This window comes from Lapillicoccus jejuensis, assembly GCF_006715055.1.
Classification (GTDB): domain Bacteria; phylum Actinomycetota; class Actinomycetes; order Actinomycetales; family Dermatophilaceae; genus Lapillicoccus; species Lapillicoccus jejuensis.
The window spans coordinates 3221003-3235683 of the sequence record NZ_VFMN01000001.1 but is presented as its reverse complement, the minus strand read 5'-3'; the positions used below and the strand labels follow the sequence as shown (position 1 = coordinate 3235683).

12 protein-coding genes are annotated in these 14681 nt (G+C 71.3%); 5 read left to right on the top strand and 7 right to left on the bottom strand.

The features are described from left to right. Window positions 1-49 precede the first annotated feature (49 nt). On the top strand, window positions 50-568 hold the full coding sequence (locus FB458_RS15040; protein ID WP_141849206.1) for a MarR family winged helix-turn-helix transcriptional regulator: 519 nt from the start codon (window positions 50-52) through the stop codon (window positions 566-568). A 393-nt stretch (window positions 569-961) separates the two neighbouring features. Here the strand turns inward: FB458_RS15040 and FB458_RS15035 are convergent, their stop codons facing one another. The 5 genes from FB458_RS15035 to FB458_RS15015 form a co-directional block, all read right to left on the bottom strand. Beyond that, window positions 962-1750 carry a TSUP family transporter gene (locus tag FB458_RS15035; protein ID WP_141849205.1) on the bottom strand — a complete coding sequence of 263 codons (789 nt, stop codon included), beginning with the start codon at window positions 1748-1750 and terminating at the stop codon, window positions 962-964. 1 nt (window position 1751) lies between these two features. Continuing rightward, window positions 1752-2513 (bottom strand): HAD family hydrolase, encoded by a 762-nt coding sequence (locus tag FB458_RS15030; protein WP_141849204.1) that lies wholly within the window; start codon window positions 2511-2513, stop codon window positions 1752-1754. Then, window positions 2510-4264, bottom strand: a complete 1755-nt coding sequence (locus FB458_RS15025) for a proline--tRNA ligase (protein ID WP_425460878.1) — start codon at window positions 4262-4264, stop codon at window positions 2510-2512. The genes FB458_RS15030 and FB458_RS15025 overlap by 4 nt, the downstream gene beginning before the upstream one ends. Window positions 4265-4381: 117 nt before the next feature. After that, window positions 4382-5386: a type IV toxin-antitoxin system AbiEi family antitoxin domain-containing protein gene (locus tag FB458_RS15020; protein ID WP_141849202.1), complete on the bottom strand. Its 1005-nt coding sequence runs from the start codon at window positions 5384-5386 to the stop codon at window positions 4382-4384. Window positions 5387-5686: 300 nt separating this feature from the next. Continuing rightward, complete coding sequence (locus tag FB458_RS15015; RefSeq protein WP_246061261.1) at window positions 5687-6691, bottom strand: LacI family DNA-binding transcriptional regulator; 1005 nt, start codon at window positions 6689-6691, stop codon at window positions 5687-5689. A gap of 438 nt (window positions 6692-7129) precedes the next feature. Here FB458_RS15015 and FB458_RS15010 point away from each other — a divergent pair, with 438 nt between their 5' ends. The 3 genes from FB458_RS15010 (at window position 7130) to FB458_RS15000 (ending at window position 11275) form a co-directional block, all read left to right on the top strand. After that, window positions 7130-8704 (top strand): sugar ABC transporter ATP-binding protein, encoded by a 1575-nt coding sequence (locus FB458_RS15010; protein ID WP_281286127.1) that lies wholly within the window; start codon window positions 7130-7132, stop codon window positions 8702-8704. 58 nt (window positions 8705-8762) lie between these two features. Further along, complete coding sequence (gene mmsB / locus FB458_RS15005) at window positions 8763-10055, top strand: multiple monosaccharide ABC transporter permease (RefSeq protein WP_141849200.1); 1293 nt, start codon at window positions 8763-8765, stop codon at window positions 10053-10055. 107 nt (window positions 10056-10162) lie between these two features. Continuing rightward, window positions 10163-11275 carry a substrate-binding domain-containing protein gene (locus tag FB458_RS15000; RefSeq protein ID WP_141849199.1) on the top strand — a complete coding sequence of 371 codons (1113 nt, stop codon included), beginning with the start codon at window positions 10163-10165 and terminating at the stop codon, window positions 11273-11275. Between the two features lie 170 nt (window positions 11276-11445). On the opposite strand, the gene FB458_RS14995 is transcribed toward FB458_RS15000, so the two are convergent. Together FB458_RS14995 and ispG are read right to left on the bottom strand one after the other, a co-directional pair. Then, window positions 11446-12291 carry a GNAT family N-acetyltransferase gene (locus FB458_RS14995; RefSeq protein ID WP_141849198.1) on the bottom strand — a complete coding sequence of 282 codons (846 nt, stop codon included), beginning with the start codon at window positions 12289-12291 and terminating at the stop codon, window positions 11446-11448. A 57-nt stretch (window positions 12292-12348) separates the two neighbouring features. Next, window positions 12349-13500, bottom strand: coding sequence for a flavodoxin-dependent (E)-4-hydroxy-3-methylbut-2-enyl-diphosphate synthase (gene ispG / locus FB458_RS14990; protein WP_141849197.1), 1152 nt, complete (start codon window positions 13498-13500; stop codon window positions 12349-12351). A gap of 214 nt (window positions 13501-13714) precedes the next feature. Between ispG and FB458_RS14985 the strand changes: the two genes are divergently transcribed. Beyond that, window positions 13715-14650 carry a hypothetical protein gene (locus FB458_RS14985; protein WP_141849196.1) on the top strand — a complete coding sequence of 312 codons (936 nt, stop codon included), beginning with the start codon at window positions 13715-13717 and terminating at the stop codon, window positions 14648-14650. Window positions 14651-14681 lie beyond the last annotated feature (31 nt).

The following is a 14681-nucleotide window of genomic DNA, read 5'->3' as shown; positions in this document are numbered from 1 at the left end:
TCACACTGGTCGTGGCTCGGGACAAGCCACTCGCAAGGACATTCACTTCGTGACCGCCCGCATCACCTCCACCCCCACGCAGGACCGCACCACCGACGAGGACGCCACGTCCACGAGGCTCGGTGTCGCCTTGCGCCAGCTCACCCTCCAGGTCGAGCGCCACCGCCTCGCCCTGTCGGCGTACCTCGGCTGCTCGGTCACCGAGACCCAGCTGATGAGCCACCTGCTCGCCACCGGGCCCATGACGATCGGCGAGGTCGCCGACGCGATGGGGCTGCGCAGCAGCGTCGTGACCGGCATCGCCGACCGCCTCGAGGCCAAGGGCTTCGTCGCGCGCCAGGAGGACGGCGGCGACCGACGACGCCGCATCCTCGTCCTGCGCGGCGACCGCGCCGATGAGGTGCGCGACGCCGTACGCCTGCTCGACGAGGCCGTCGGTGACCTCGGCGCCCGCCGGGCCACCCAGCTGGCCGAGGCGCTCGAGCTGTCGGGCGCCCGACTGGACGGCGTCACCGACGGTCTGCTGGCCCGCGAGCCGCTGGCGCCGTCGCCCCGCCGGCTGCGCTGAGCAGCCGGACCCGCACCCGGCCCCACGTCACCCGACGGGCACCACGGACCTTGGTCCGCGGTGCCCGTCGCCGGGTCGGGACCTTGGTCCCGGGATCATCCGTTCGGCGATCTATCAGTAGCCGAATTTGTTCGCTCAACGATTGTCTTGTGGCGCGTGGCAAATGATAACGTTCTGTCATCGGCCCGGAGAGGGGCCGATACCCTCCCCGGTAGCCCGGCTGCCGTCGCATCCCCCACTGCCCACCCACCCTCGTGCCGCGCCGCGCTCGTCCTCCTCCCCCCCGATGACGAGCCCCGACGCACTCCCCCACCTCGCACGAGGCGCGCTCCCCCACGCGCCAAGGCTCCTCGCGACGGCGGCCGGGCTCGGTGCTGTCCGGGACGGGCCGGCTCAGCGCCAGACGCCGAGCAGCTGCAGCGAGAGCCGCACGACGAACGCCGTCACGACGACGACGAAGACGATGCGGACGAACCGGCTGCCGAGCCGGACCGCGGTCCGGGCGCCGAGGTAGCCGCCGGCGAGGTTCGCCGCCCCCATGAGCAGGCCGACGCCCCACACGACGTGGCCGCCGGGCGCGAACACGGTCAGCGCGCCGAGGTTCGTCGCGACGTTGGCGATCTTGGCCTTGGCGCTCGCCTCGAGGAACGCGTAGCCGAGCAGTCCGACGAGCGCGAAGACGAGGAAGCTGCCCGTGCCCGGGCCGAGCGCGCCGTCGTACACCCCGACGAGGAAGCCGGTGAGCATCGCGGCGACGGTGTGCCGCACGCCGTCCCAGCGCAGCGCGGTGGCCGTGCCGAGCTGCGGCTTGAGCAGCGTGTAGGCGCCGACGAGGACGAGGCACACGAGGATGATCGGGTTGAACGCGCTCTTGGGGATGTGCAGCCCGATGAGCGCCCCGACGACCGCGCCGACGTAGGCGACGGCGGCCATCGGCAGGGCGGTGCGCAGGTCGGGGCGGATGCGCCGGTAGAAGGTGACCGAGCTGGTCGTCGTCCCCATCACGCCTGCGAGCTTGTTCGTCGCGAGGACCTGCGCGGGCGCGGCGCCGGGCAGCCCGAGCAGCAGCGCCGGCAGCTGGACCAGCCCGCCCCCGCCCACGACCGCGTCGACCCAGCCGGCGAGGAACCCCGCGAGGACGAGGAAGACGAGGGTGCCGGCCGTGAGCTCGGTGAGCCCCACGTCAGCGGTCCGCCGCCGGGGCGGCGTCGGCGCGCCACCCCAGGACGAGGTCGAGGACGTCGAGCAGCTCGTGGGCGACGCCGTCGGGGACGGCGTCGACGGCGACCTGCTGACCCTCGGGGATGTCGCTGTGCGGCACCCAGATCGCGCGCATGCCGACCGCCTGCGGGCCGTGCACGTCCTCGTACGCGCGGTCACCGACGTAGACGCAGTGCTCCGGCGCGACCCCGACCCGGTCCGCCGCGAACCGGAAGATCTCCGGGTGCGGCTTCACCCACGGCGTCTCGCTGGAGTAGACGTCCGCGTCGAGCAGGTCCAGCACGCCGTCGCGCTCGAACACGCCGCGGTGGTAGTCGCGCGACCAGATCGTGTTGGACAGCACGCCGACGCGGATCCCGTTGTCGCGCAACGCCTCCCACAGCGGACGGACCTGCGGGTCGGTCCAGGTGTGCGGCTCCCAGAAGCGACGGTACGCCGCCCCGGCGACCACCGCCCGCGGGTCGTCGGCGACGACCCCGGCCTCGGCGAGGATCTCCTCGAACCGCGCCGACGCGTGGTCGTCGCCGCGGCCGCGCCGCCAGCCGGCGTCCTCGGCGGCGGCGATCCGCGCCGCGAGGTCGTCCCGCAGGTGCGGCTCGTCGACGTGGTACTCGGCGGCGAAGTCGCGCCACTGCGCGGCCAGGTCGACGGTGTGCCAGGGCGTGAGGGTGCCGCCCCAGTCGAAGACGACGGCCCGCACGTCACGGGCACCGTCCGCGGTCACGCGGTGCGGACCTCCGCCAGGACCTCCCGTACGGCGTCGTCGACGGGCACCGCGCGCCGCTCGCCGCTGCGCCGGTCCTTGATCTCGACCTCGCCGTCGGCCAGGCCGCGTCCCACGACGACGATGGTGGGCACGCCGATGAGCTCGGAGTCCTTGAACTTCACGCCCGGGGAGACGCCCTTGCGGTCGTCGTACAGGACCTCGAGGCCGGCGGCCTCCAGGCCCTGGCAGATCTCCTGCGCCTTGAGGAAGACGGCGTCGTCCTTGCCCGTCGCGACGACGTGGACGTCGGCGGGGCTGAGCTGGCGAGGCCAGACCAGGCCGAGCTCGTCGTGGTTGCCCTCGGCGACCGCGGCGACGGCGCGCGAGACCCCGACGCCGTACGAGCCCATCGTCACCGTGACGAGCTTGCCGTTCTCGTCGAGGACCTTGAGGCCGAGCGACTCGGCGTACTTGCGGCCGAGCTGGAAGATGTGGCCCATCTCGATGCCGCGGGCGGCCTCGAGCCCGTGACCGCAGCTGGGGCAGGCGTCGCCGACCCGGACCTCGGCGGCCTCGATGGTGCCGTCGGCGTCGAAGTCGCGGCCCTTGACCAGGTCGACGACGTGGTGGCCGGGCTGGTCGGCGCCGGTGACCCAGCGGGTCCCGTCGACGACGCGGGGGTCGAGCAGGTAGCGCACGCCGGCGGGCTTGTCGGCGCCGAGCGCGCCGGGGCCGATGTAGCCCTTGACCAGCTGGGGCAGCGAGGCGAAGTCGTCGAAGATCTCGTACGTCGCCGGCTCGAGCTGGGCCGACAGGCGCTTGTCGTCGACCTCGCGGTCGCCGGGGACGCCGATGGCGAGCACCTCGCTCGTGCCGTCGGGCTGGGTGACCTTGACGATGACGTTCTTGAGGGTGTCGCCGGCGGCCCAGGGGCGGTCGTCACGGGGGAAGCGCGCGTCGAGCAGCTCGACCAGGGACGCGATGGTCGGGGTGTCGGGGGTGTCCTCGACGTGCGCGGCGGGGACTCCGGACGCGTCGACCGCGTCGGGCACGGGGACGCGGACGGCCTCGACGTTGGCGGCGTACCCGCAGTGCGGGCAGCGCACGTAGGTGTCCTCGCCGTTCTCGGCCGTCGCGAGGAACTCCTCGCTCTTGGAGCCGCCCATCGCCCCGGCCATCGCCTCGACGATGACGTAGTGGAAGCCGAGCCGGTCGAAGATCCGGACGTAGGCCTCGCGCTGCGCGTCGTAGCTCTTGGCCAGGCCGGCGTCGTCGACGTCGAAGGAGTAGGCGTCCTTCATGACGAACTCGCGCCCGCGCAGCACGCCCGCGCGGGGCCGCGCCTCGTCGCGGTACTTCGTCTGGATCTGGTACAGCGTGACCGGCAGGTCCTTGTAGGACGAGTAGAGGTCCTTGACCGCGAGGGTGAACAGCTCCTCGTGCGTCGGCCCGAGCAGGTAGTCCTGGTCCTTGCGGTCCTTGAGCCGGAAGATGTTCGGGCCGTACTCGGTCCAGCGGCCGGTCGCCTCGTAGGGCTCGCGGGGCAGCAGGGCGGGGAAGAGCAGCTCCTGCGCGCCGATCGCGTCCATCTCCTCGCGGACGATCGTCTCGACGCGGCGCAGCACCTTGAGGCCGAGCGGCAGCCACGTGTAGATGCCCGGGCTGACCCGGCGGATGTAGCCCGCGCGCACGAGCAGGCGGTGGCTCGGGACCTCCGCGTCGGCCGGGTCCTCGCGAAGGGTGCGCAGGAACAGGGTCGACATCCGCATGGGCACGGTGGGGCTCCTCGATCGTCAGGACGGCCCGGGAACGCTCACGAGCCGCGGTCGAGCCTAGTCGCCGTCGTACGCCGCCCTCACCCACCTTTCCGGGCGGCTGCGGTGGGGCTATGACCCCACCGGAGCCACCCGCTGTGGCGTGGCCGCTCCGCAGCCGCGACGCCGACACCGACGCACCCGTCCCGACCAGCCGCGTCGGCTCAACAGGGCACCCACCTCGCCGGCCAAGGCACACGGCGACCCCGCCACGTCCGACCAGAACGCCGGGACGGTGACCCACCCCTCCTGCAGGCTGTCCCGCTGCCTCCGGCCGTCGCGCACCTGTGCGGCGGCCGTCCCGTGGAACGCCAGGCCCTGCAGCTCGACCAGGACGCGCTGGTCCGGGTACCCGCGGTCGTGGTGCCGCCACCCGCCGGCCGTCGGCTGCTGCGACACCCCTGACGGCAGAGCATGGGCGCGCTCGACATCACGCAGGTAGCGCAGCTCCAGGACGGACTGGGCGCCGTCGCCGACATCGACCAGGGCCGCCTCGAGCAGGTCGCGCCAGCGGTAGCGGGAGCGACGGGACAGCTCGACCCGTAGGGCCTCGTCCCAGGTCAGGCCCTTCTGGCAGGCCGACGCGACGAGGGCCAGGACCCCGTCGGCGTCCAGCCGCGCGCCCACGTCGAGCACGGTCGCCTCGACCGTGGTCCGAGGGAGGCGGGCCAGGTCCGGCGCGTCCTCGTCGATCACCTCCAGGGCCGCCCGCTCCGCCAGGTCGCGGGCCCTGCTCACCGTCACGCCCGGTCGCCCCGAGACCTGGCTCGAGTGCGGCACGAGCACCTGGATGACGTCCGGCTCACGAGCAAGCCCGTGGCTGAAGGCCGCGCTGTCGGCCCACAGCACCGCCTCCGGTCCCCCGTGCAGGACGGCCGCCATCGCCAGCATCGGCCAGTCACGGCGTCCGGGGGACGTGAGGTAGACACCGGGATGCACCGCGACCCAGCGCTTCGAGGCGAGCCGCCATCGGATCGTGTCGCGCGAGACGCTGTACGACAGCAGCTGGGCGCGGGTCACCAGACCCAGCTGGGCCGCTGCCAGCCGGTTGAGCGCATCCCGCGTCGTCTGCTCCACCGCCCGAGCGTGCCCGAGCGTCCTCCCGGGCCGTGCCCGTCATCCACAGCCCCTGGACCGGGTGGCTGAGGGGGTGCCAGGACCCCACCAGAGCCCCCCGGACGCGGAAAGGGGCCGGGACCCCCACGGTCCCGACCCCTCTGCCCGAACCGTCACGTTCCCTGGCCCCCACGGCCGGGCAGACGGCAGACGCCCGTATTGTTCCCCGCCACCCCCCGGATCGCGACTCGACGCGCCGGACGGTGGTCGTCGCAGGTGCGCCACCGGCCGCGGATGCGGCGGGCGGGGCGTCGTACGGGCTCAGGCGCGGCGCGACGCGGGACGCCGGCGGGCCGAGCCGCGGACGATGAGACGGGTCGGGATGACGTGCGTCCGCGGGTCGCCGAGCTCGCCGTCGAGCCGCGCGAAGAGCTGCTGGATGGCCCGCTCCCCCAGCGACGCCGGGTCCTGGTGGACGCAGGTGACCGGCGGCTCGAGGAAGTCGGCGAGCTCGAAGTCGTCGTACCCGACGACGACGAGGTCGAGGCCGCACACCCGCTGGGCGGCGATGACCTGCATGGTCACCCGGTTGTTGCTCGTGATGACGGCGGTGATGCCGTCGCGGCCCTGCCCCCACCGGTCGAGCAGGGCGGCGACCTCGCCGTCGGCGTAGGGGCCGAGGCGGGTGAGGGGCTCGCCGGGGAGACCGAGCAGGTCGTACGACGCGAGGAACGCCGCCTGCCGCCGCTGCGCCGTCCAGATCACCTCGTCGTCGCCGAGGAACCCGATCCGTCGGTGCCGGTGGGCGACGAGGTGCTCGACGGCCGAGCGCACCCCGCCCTCGTTGTCGCTGAGCACGGTGTCGGCGACGAGCCCGGCGAGCGGGCGGTCGACGCAGACGACGGGCATCTCCTCGGCGGCCGAGCGGATCGCCTCGCTGGCGTCGCTCGAGGCCGGCACGACGACGAGGCCCTCGACGCGGCGGGCGACGAGGGCGTCGACGAGCTCGGCCTCGCGCTCGGGCGACCCTTCCGCGGAGGTCGAGATGAGGAAGTGGTTGCGGCTGCGCGCCTCGCGCTCCATCGAGGCCGCCAGCTGCGAGTACCAGGGGTTGCCGAGGTCCTCGACGATGAGCCCGATGCTCGTCGAGCGGCCCTTGCGCAGCATGCTCGCGCCCTCGTGGCGGTGGAAGCCGAGCTCCTCGATGATCGCCCGGACCTTCGAGGCGGTCTGGGGGCGGACGCCGGGCTCGTCGTTGACCACCCGGGAGACGGTCTTGATCGACACGTCGGCCCGTCGGGCGACGTCGGCCATCGTCGGGCGCACGGCCCGCGGGTACGGCGACGCGGCGGTCGCTGACCCGTTCGATGACAACGTTGACACGGCGGTCACTCTCCCCTGACGCGGAGGATACGTCAAGTTCGCCCCGCTCGATCCCGTTCGGCGACAACGACTTCGCGCCATTCGGGGCCTGTTGAGACAAGGGGGCTGTTTGACTCTTCAACCGGTGGTAATGTGCCGTCCGGCAGGCTGGTCTGACAACGATGTCTATCGTTATCGACTTGTCACCGCCCGTTGTCGGCCAGGTCGTTCCGCGACAGTCGTGACGTGGGACACAATTCCGGGCGGGTCGCCAACGCCGCCGCCGCAGAAAGGGTGCATGCGCAGATGAGCTCCACCACGCCTCCCGGGGGCACCCCGGCACCGGCCACCTCCGCGTCACCGGCCGCCGCCTCCGTCCCCCTGGGCGACGTCATCCTCGAGATGCGCGGCATCACCAAGACGTTCCCCGGGGTCAAGGCCCTGTCCGACGTGACGATGACCGTGCGCCGCGGAGAGGTCCAGGCGATCTGCGGCGAGAACGGCGCCGGCAAGTCGACCCTGATGAAGGTGCTCTCCGGCGTCTACCAGGCCGAGGAGGGCGAGATCTGGTTCGACGGCCAGGTGCGTCACTTCTCCAACATCCGCGAGAGCGAGCACGCGGGCATCGTCATCATCCACCAGGAGCTGGCGCTCATCCCCGAGCTGTCCATCGCGGAGAACATCTTCCTCGGCAACGAGCAGAAGGGCGGCCTCGGCATCGACTGGGTCGTCACCCGCCAGCGCGCCCGCGAGCTCCTCGCCCGGGTCGGCCTCGCCGAGAACCCCGACACGAAGATCAGGGACATCGGCGTCGGCAAGCAGCAGCTCGTCGAGATCGCCAAGGCGCTCTCCAAGGACGTCAAGCTGCTCATCCTCGACGAGCCGACCGCGGCGCTCAACGAGAACGACAGCCAGCACCTGCTCAACCTCATCGCCGGTCTGCGCTCCAAGGGCGTGACCTGCATCATGATCAGCCACAAGCTCAACGAGATCGAGCAGATCTCCGACGCCATCACCGTGATCCGCGACGGCCGCACCATCGAGACGATGCGTGTCAAGGAGGAGGGCGTCGACGAGAACCGGATCATCAAGGCGATGGTCGGACGCGACCTCGAGTCGCGCTTCCCCGACTACACCCCGCAGATCGGCGAGCCGTTCTTCGAGGTCCGCGACTGGACCGTGCGCCACCCCGACGTCGCCGACCGCCTCGTCTGCAAGAGCGAGAGCTTCTTCGTGCGCCGCGGTGAGATCGTCGGCTTCGCCGGCCTCATGGGTGCGGGCCGCACCGAGCTGATGCGCAGCCTCTTCGGCCGCTCCTACGGGCAGTACCTCGGCGGCACGATGACCCTCGACGGCAAGCAGCTCAACCTGCACAGCGTCGCCGAGGCGATCGACGCGGGCCTGGCCTACGTCACCGAGGACCGCAAGAGCCTGGGCCTCAACCTGCTCGACGACATCAAGCGCACGACGGTCTCGGCCAACCTCAAGCGGATCACCCACGCCTTCCAGGTCAGCGAGGCCGAGGAGTACCGCTTCGCCGACGAGTACCGCAAGGAGCTGCGGACCAAGGCGCCGACCGTCGACGAGGGCATCTCCAAGCTCTCGGGGGGCAACCAGCAGAAGGTCGTCCTGTCCAAGTGGCTCTTCACCGAGCCCGAGGTGCTCATCCTCGACGAGCCGACCCGCGGCATCGACGTCGGCGCGAAGTTCGAGATCTACGGCATCATCCAGCGGCTCGCCGCCCAGGGGAAGGGCGTCATCGTCGTGTCCTCCGAGCTGCCCGAGCTGCTCGGCCTGTCCGACCGGATCTACACGATCTGCGAGGGCGAGATCACCGGCGTCCTGGAGAAGCGGGCCGCCGACCAGGAGTCGCTCATGCGGCTCATGACCAAGGGCTCGCACGGCGGCGCCGGCACGACGATCAGCGCCGACGAGGTCGAGCACGGCGAGCTCACCGACGAGCACGTCTCGGCGTGACCCCCGTCGCCGCGCACCCTTCCACCCCCGGACCAGAACGGACCAGTGACACCGACCGATGAACAAGGTCAGGCAGATCTTCGGAGGTGACCTCCGCCAGCTCGGCATGGTCGTCGCCCTCGTCGCCATCCTCGTCTTCTTCCACATCTGGACGGGTGGCTTCGTCATCTCCCCGGACAACTTCAACAACATCATCCAGGGCAACGCCTACATCCTCGTCCTGGCCATCGGCATGGTGCTCGTCATCATCGCCGGCAACATCGACCTGTCCGTCGGGTCGGTCTCGGCCGCGGTCGGCATCAGCGTGGCCCTCGCTATGCAGAACTGGAACCTGCCCTGGCCGCTGGCCATCCTGTTCGGTCTCGCGCTCGGCGCGCTGATCGGCGCCTGGCAGGGCCTGTGGACGGCGTACGTCGGCATCCCGGCCTTCATCGTCACGCTCGCCGGCATGCTGACCTTCCGCGGGGTCAACCAGGCCATCGGCAAGTCGCTGACCGTGCAGGTGCCGGACGGCTTCCAGGTCATCGGGCAGGGCGTGCTGCCCGAGGTCGGGCCCAACACCGGCTACAACAACCTGACGATCCTCGTCGGCATCGTCGCCTGCCTCTTCGTCGTCTACGGCACGATCAACGGCCGCCGCAAGCTGCAGCGCATCGGCGCCGAGGTCGAGGACTCGACCGTCACCTGGACCCGGCTCGTCCTCATCTGCGTCGTCATCCTCGGCGTGATGTTCTTCTTCGCCTCGGGTCGCCAGGGCTTCCCGGTCTCGGGCCTCATCCTCGTCGCGCTGATCCTCATCTACAGCTTCATCGCGCAGCGCACCATCACCGGCCGCCACGTCTACGCGGTGGGCGGCAACCGGCTGGCGGCCGAGCTGTCCGGCGTGAAGAGCAAGCGGATCAACTTCCTCGTCATGATGAACATGTCCGTCCTCGCCGCCCTCGCGGGGATGATGTTCGACGCCCGCTCCGCCGCCTCCGGCCCGTTCGACGGCCAGGGCTGGGAGCTCGACGCCATCGCCGCGGTCTTCATCGGTGGCGCCGCCGTCTCCGGTGGTGTCGGCACCGTCATCGGGTCGATGGTCGGAGGCCTGGTCATGGCCTCGCTCAACAACGGCCTGCAGATCAAGGGCATCGGCGCCGACGCGACCCAGATCATCAAGGGTCTCGTCCTGCTCCTCGCGGTCGCCCTCGACGTCTACAACAAGTCGCAGGGGAAGCCGTCGGTGACGGCGCTGCTCATGCGCAACTCGAGAGGGACCCGGGGGGGCTCAGGTGGTCCGACCGCCGCGAGCGCGACACCCCAGGACACCTCGCAGAACGTCACCTCGTCCGTCGGCCAGTCCCGCTGACGCGGGCCGGCCCGACCTTCCTCCATCACACACACAGCTTCGCGCCGGGCGCCGTCCGGCTCGGGAACCCGCGCTCAGCGATGAGCGCACGAGAAGAAAGCAGACACATGCGCACGTACGCCAAGGTGCTGGCGGTCTCCGCGGCCGCCGCTCTCGCCCTGTCAGCCTGTGGCCGCGGTGGCGACACCCCGGCATCCGGCTCGGGCGGCGGCTCGACGGGGGGCGCGGCCGCCGGCGGCTTCGCCGCCAACTCGCTCATCGGTATCGCGCTCCCGCAGAAGACCTCGGAGAACTGGGTCCTCGCCGAGAGCCTGTTCAACGACGGCCTCTCGGGCGCCGGCTTCCAGAAGGACGTCCAGTTCGCCAACGGCGGCGTGGGCGAGCAGCAGAACCAGATCCAGGCCATGATCACCAAGGGCGCCAAGGTGATCGTCGTCGGCGCGATCGACTCCAAGCAGCTGGGCACCCAGCTCAAGGCGGCCAAGGACGCCGGCATCACGGTCATCGCGTACGACCGCCAGCTCCAGTCGACCGACGCGGTCAACTACTACATCGCCTACAACAACGAGAAGGTCGGCGAGCTCCAGGGCCAGGCCCTGCTCGACGGCATGAAGGCCAAGAAGGCCAACGGCCCCTACAACGTCGAGCTGTTCGCCGGGTCCCCCGACGACCCGAACGCCCAGGTGTTCTTCAACGGCGCGATGAAGATCCTCCAGCCGAAGATCTCCGACGGCACCCTTAAGGTCGTCTCGGGCCAGACCTCCTTCAACCAGGTCGTCACCCAGGGCTGGAAGGCCGAGAACGCGCAGAAGCGCATGGACACCCTCATCTCGGCCAACTACCAGAGCGGCACCAAGCTGGACGGCGTCCTGTCGCCCAACGACACCCTGGCCCGCGCCATCCTCGAGTCCTGCAAGCAGGCCGGCATCGGCACCCCGATCGTCACCGGTCAGGACTCCGAGGTCGAGTCGGTGAAGTCCATCGTCGCCGGCGGTGACTACGCTCAGTACTCGACGATCAACAAGGACACGACCAACCTGGTCAAGGCGACGATCGAGATGATCCAGGCGCTGCAGAAGGGCGAGACCCCGAAGACCAACGCGACGGACGACAACGGGTCCAAGTCGGTCCCGACGGAGTACCTCGAGCCGGTCATCGTCACCAAGGCCAACGCGGCCGAGGCGTACAAGGGCACCAGCCTGGAGCAGTACACCAAGTGACGCCCGGCCCCCTCGGGGGCCGAGCCTCACGGCTCACCACGGCACGACGTACGGCGGCCCGTCCCCCTTCCGGGGGGCGGGCCGCTGTCGTCGTCCGAGCCGCGGGGCGAGGGGCGTCGGACGACGGGCCGGGCGCCGGGCGATGGGCCGCACGACGCCGTACGGGGTCCTCACATGAGGACGGTGGTGAAGCTCCCCACCTCGTGGAAGCCGACCGCGCGGTAGGTCGCGCGGGCGGCGGCGTTGAAGTCGTTGACGTAGAGCGAGGCCAGCGGCGCGACGTCGCGCAGGACCAGCGAGGTCGTGGCGGCCATGAGCGGGGTGGCCAGGCCCTGCCCGCGCAGCCGCGGGTGCAGCCAGACCCCCTGGATCTGCGCCGCGCCGATGGACGCCGAGCCGACGTCGGCCTTGAAGAGGACCTCGCCGTCCTCGACCCAGACGAAGGTGTGCCCCTCGCGGACGAGCTGGGCGATGAGGCTGCGGTAGCCGCGGGACGAGCCGTGGAACGGCGGGTAGCCGATCTCGTCGGTGAACATCGCCGCCGCCGCGGGCAGGACGAGGTCGACCTCGGCGTCGGTCGCCGGGCGGACCCGCGGGTCGAGCGGCACGCCGGCCGCGCCCGGGTCGTCGGTGGTGACCATGAGCGGCTGGCGCCAACGGATCGCGCGGGGACGGCCCCAGTGGGGCGCGAGGTGCTCCCACAGGCCCTCGACCTGCTCGGTCGGCCCGAAGATCGAGGCGCAGCCGCGGTGCCAGCGACGGATCCGGGTCGCGACCGCGGCGAGCGCCTCCTCGTCGCACTCGACGGGGACGACGTTGGCCGACACCCACACCAAGCCGCGCAGCTCACCGTCGACGCGGTAGCCGAGGAGCGACCCGGGGGCGGCGCGCAGGGCGCCCTCCTCGATGCGCGAGGCGACGAAGACGTTGGCCGCCGGGTTGCGCGCGCAGAGCTCCAGCGCCTCGTCCCGGTCGGTGACCGCGAGCGCGCGCACCGGGGAGGTCATGCGCAACATGGGGTCAAGTGTCGCGGACCGAGGTCACGATTGCGACCGCTTCGGGTCGCGAGAATGTCAGCCGACGGTGACGGTGGGTGCCGCGCCGTCCTCGGCGGGCTCCATCGTCTCGGCGATCCGCATGGCCTCCTCGATGAGGGTCTCGACGATCGCGCTCTCGGGGACGGTCTTGACGACCTCGCCCTTGACGAAGATCTGGCCCTTGCCGTTGCCGCTGGCGACGCCGAGGTCGGCCTCGCGGGCCTCCCCCGGCCCGTTGACGACGCAGCCCATGACGGCGACGCGCAGCGGGACCTCGAGCCCGTCGAGGCCGGTGGTGACCTCGTCGGCGAGCTTGTAGACGTCCACCTGGGCGCGGCCGCAGCTCGGGCACGAGACGATCTCGAGCTTGCGCGGGCGCAGGTTGAGCGACTGGAGGATCTGGATGCCGACCTTGACCTCCTCCACCGGCGGCGCGGAGAGGGAGACGCGGATCGTGTCGCCGATGCCCTTGCTGAGCAGGGCGCCGAACGCGACGGAGGACTTGATCGTGCCCTGGAAGGCGGGGCCGGCCTCGGTGACGCCGAGGTGCAGCGGCCAGTCGCCGCGCTCGGCCAGCAGCTCGTAGGCCTTGACCATGACGACCGGGTCGTTGTGCTTGACGCTGATCTTGAAGTCGTGGAAGTCGTGCTCCTCGAAGAGGCTCGCCTCCCAGACCGCCGACTCGACGAGCGCCTCGGGGGTGGCCTTGCCGTACTTCTCCATCAGCCGCGGGTCGAGCGAGCCGGCGTTGACGCCGATCCGGATCGAGGTGCCGTGGTCCTTCGCGGCCTGCGCGATCTGCTTGACCTGGTCGTCGAACTTGCGGATGTTGCCGGGGTTGACCCGGACCGCGGCGCAGCCGGCCTCGATCGCGGCGAAGACGTACTTCGGCTGGAAGTGGATGTCGGCGATGACCGGGATCTGGCTGTGCTGGGCGATCTGCGGCAGCGCGTCGGCGTCGTCCTGGCTCGGGCAGGCCACGCGGACGATGTCGCACCCGGAGGCGGTCAGCTCGGCGATCTGCTGGAGCGTGGCGTTGACGTCCGTCGTCGGGGTGGTGCACATCGACTGCACGCTGACCGGGGCGTCGCCACCGACGTCGACCTTGCCGACCTTGATCTTGCGGGACTTCCGGCGGGGGGCGAGCGTGGGTGCCGGGGCGGACGGCATGCCGAGCGAGACGGTCATGACTCCAGTATCGCTCGCCGTCGCGGGCGTCGCTGCACCGGTCGGATGGGGGGCCGGGCCGCGCTGCTGAACGCCGTCAATTGATGGGTCTCAGCAGCCCGCCCCGCACACGCCCTGCTGAAAGCCATCAATTGATGGGTCTCAGCACCGCGCCTGCCATCGGGCCTGTGGATGAGCGCAGCGGGCGGTGGGCGAATCGCGCCACGCTGGCCCGATGAGCGCGCAACCCTCCCGGCTGCTCGACACCAGCCGTCCGTTCACCCGGGCGACCGCGAAGGAGCACGGCATCACCGACACCGACCTGCGGCGAGGGCCGTACGTCCAGCTGCTCAACGGGGTGTGGGTGCATCAGGCGACGACCCGCAGCGTCGCGCTCCGAGCCCGGGCCGCCCAGCTCCTCGCCCCCGACGGCTCGGTCATCAGCCATCAGACGGCAGCCATGATCTACGGCGGCACGGTGCCGCACGAGTCGCGTGTGCACCTCATCGTCGGGCCCCGGCAGTGCCGTCAGGTGTCGGGAGTCGTCGCCCACCGGTTCCGAGCACGGCCCGACAGCCAGGTCGTCGACGGTCTCAGGGTGACGACACCGGAGCGCACGGTCGCGGACCTCGCGGGCGCGCTCGACCTGGTCCAGCTCGTCACGCTGGCCGACCGTCTCGTCAGGCGCAAGAAGACCACACCGGCCGCCCTCCAGCTCGCCGCCGCCGGGTGGGATGGTCGCTACCTGACCCCGTTCCGGCGAGCGGTGGGCTTCGTCCGGGCCGGGGTCGACTCGCCCAAGGAGTCGGAGCTGCGGATGCTCCTCGTCCTGGCCGGCTTCCCGGAGCCGACGGTCGACCACCGCATCGTCGACCCCGAGACGGGCGCGCTGCTGCGGCGGTTCGAGCTCGCGTGGCCCGCGCTGCGGGTCGCCGTCGAGTACCAGGGAGCGCAGCACCGTGACGACACGGACATCTGGTCGGCCGACTTCGAGCGACGTGACGAGACCGACCACCGTGACTGGCGCTTGGTGCAGGTCACCGGGAAGCAGCTGCGCGAAGGGCCTGAGCAGGTGCTGCGACGCGCCGACACCGCTCGACGGGACCGCGGAGCGCCGGCCCAGCGCCGCTTCCGTGACGCATTCCGCCGCTACTTCCCCGGGCAGGGCTGAAGGTGCTGCTGAACTCCATCAATTGATGGGT

What these genes read in the sequence shown, in the direction of transcription:
- FB458_RS15025 (WP_425460878.1), bottom strand. Translation starts at nt 4,264, where the DNA reads ATGCGGATGTCGACCCTGTTCCTGCGCACCCTTCGCGAGGACCCGGCC.
- FB458_RS15010 (WP_281286127.1), top strand. Translation starts at nt 7,130, where the DNA reads ATGCGCGGCATCACCAAGACGTTCCCCGGGGTCAAGGCCCTGTCCGAC.
- mmsB (WP_141849200.1), top strand. Translation starts at nt 8,763, where the DNA reads ATGAACAAGGTCAGGCAGATCTTCGGAGGTGACCTCCGCCAGCTCGGC.
- FB458_RS15000 (WP_141849199.1), top strand. Translation starts at nt 10,163, where the DNA reads ATGCGCACGTACGCCAAGGTGCTGGCGGTCTCCGCGGCCGCCGCTCTC.
- FB458_RS14995 (WP_141849198.1), bottom strand. Translation starts at nt 12,291, where the DNA reads ATGTTGCGCATGACCTCCCCGGTGCGCGCGCTCGCGGTCACCGACCGG.
- ispG (WP_141849197.1), bottom strand. Translation starts at nt 13,500, where the DNA reads ATGACCGTCTCGCTCGGCATGCCGTCCGCCCCGGCACCCACGCTCGCC.
- FB458_RS14985 (WP_141849196.1), top strand. Translation starts at nt 13,715, where the DNA reads ATGAGCGCGCAACCCTCCCGGCTGCTCGACACCAGCCGTCCGTTCACC.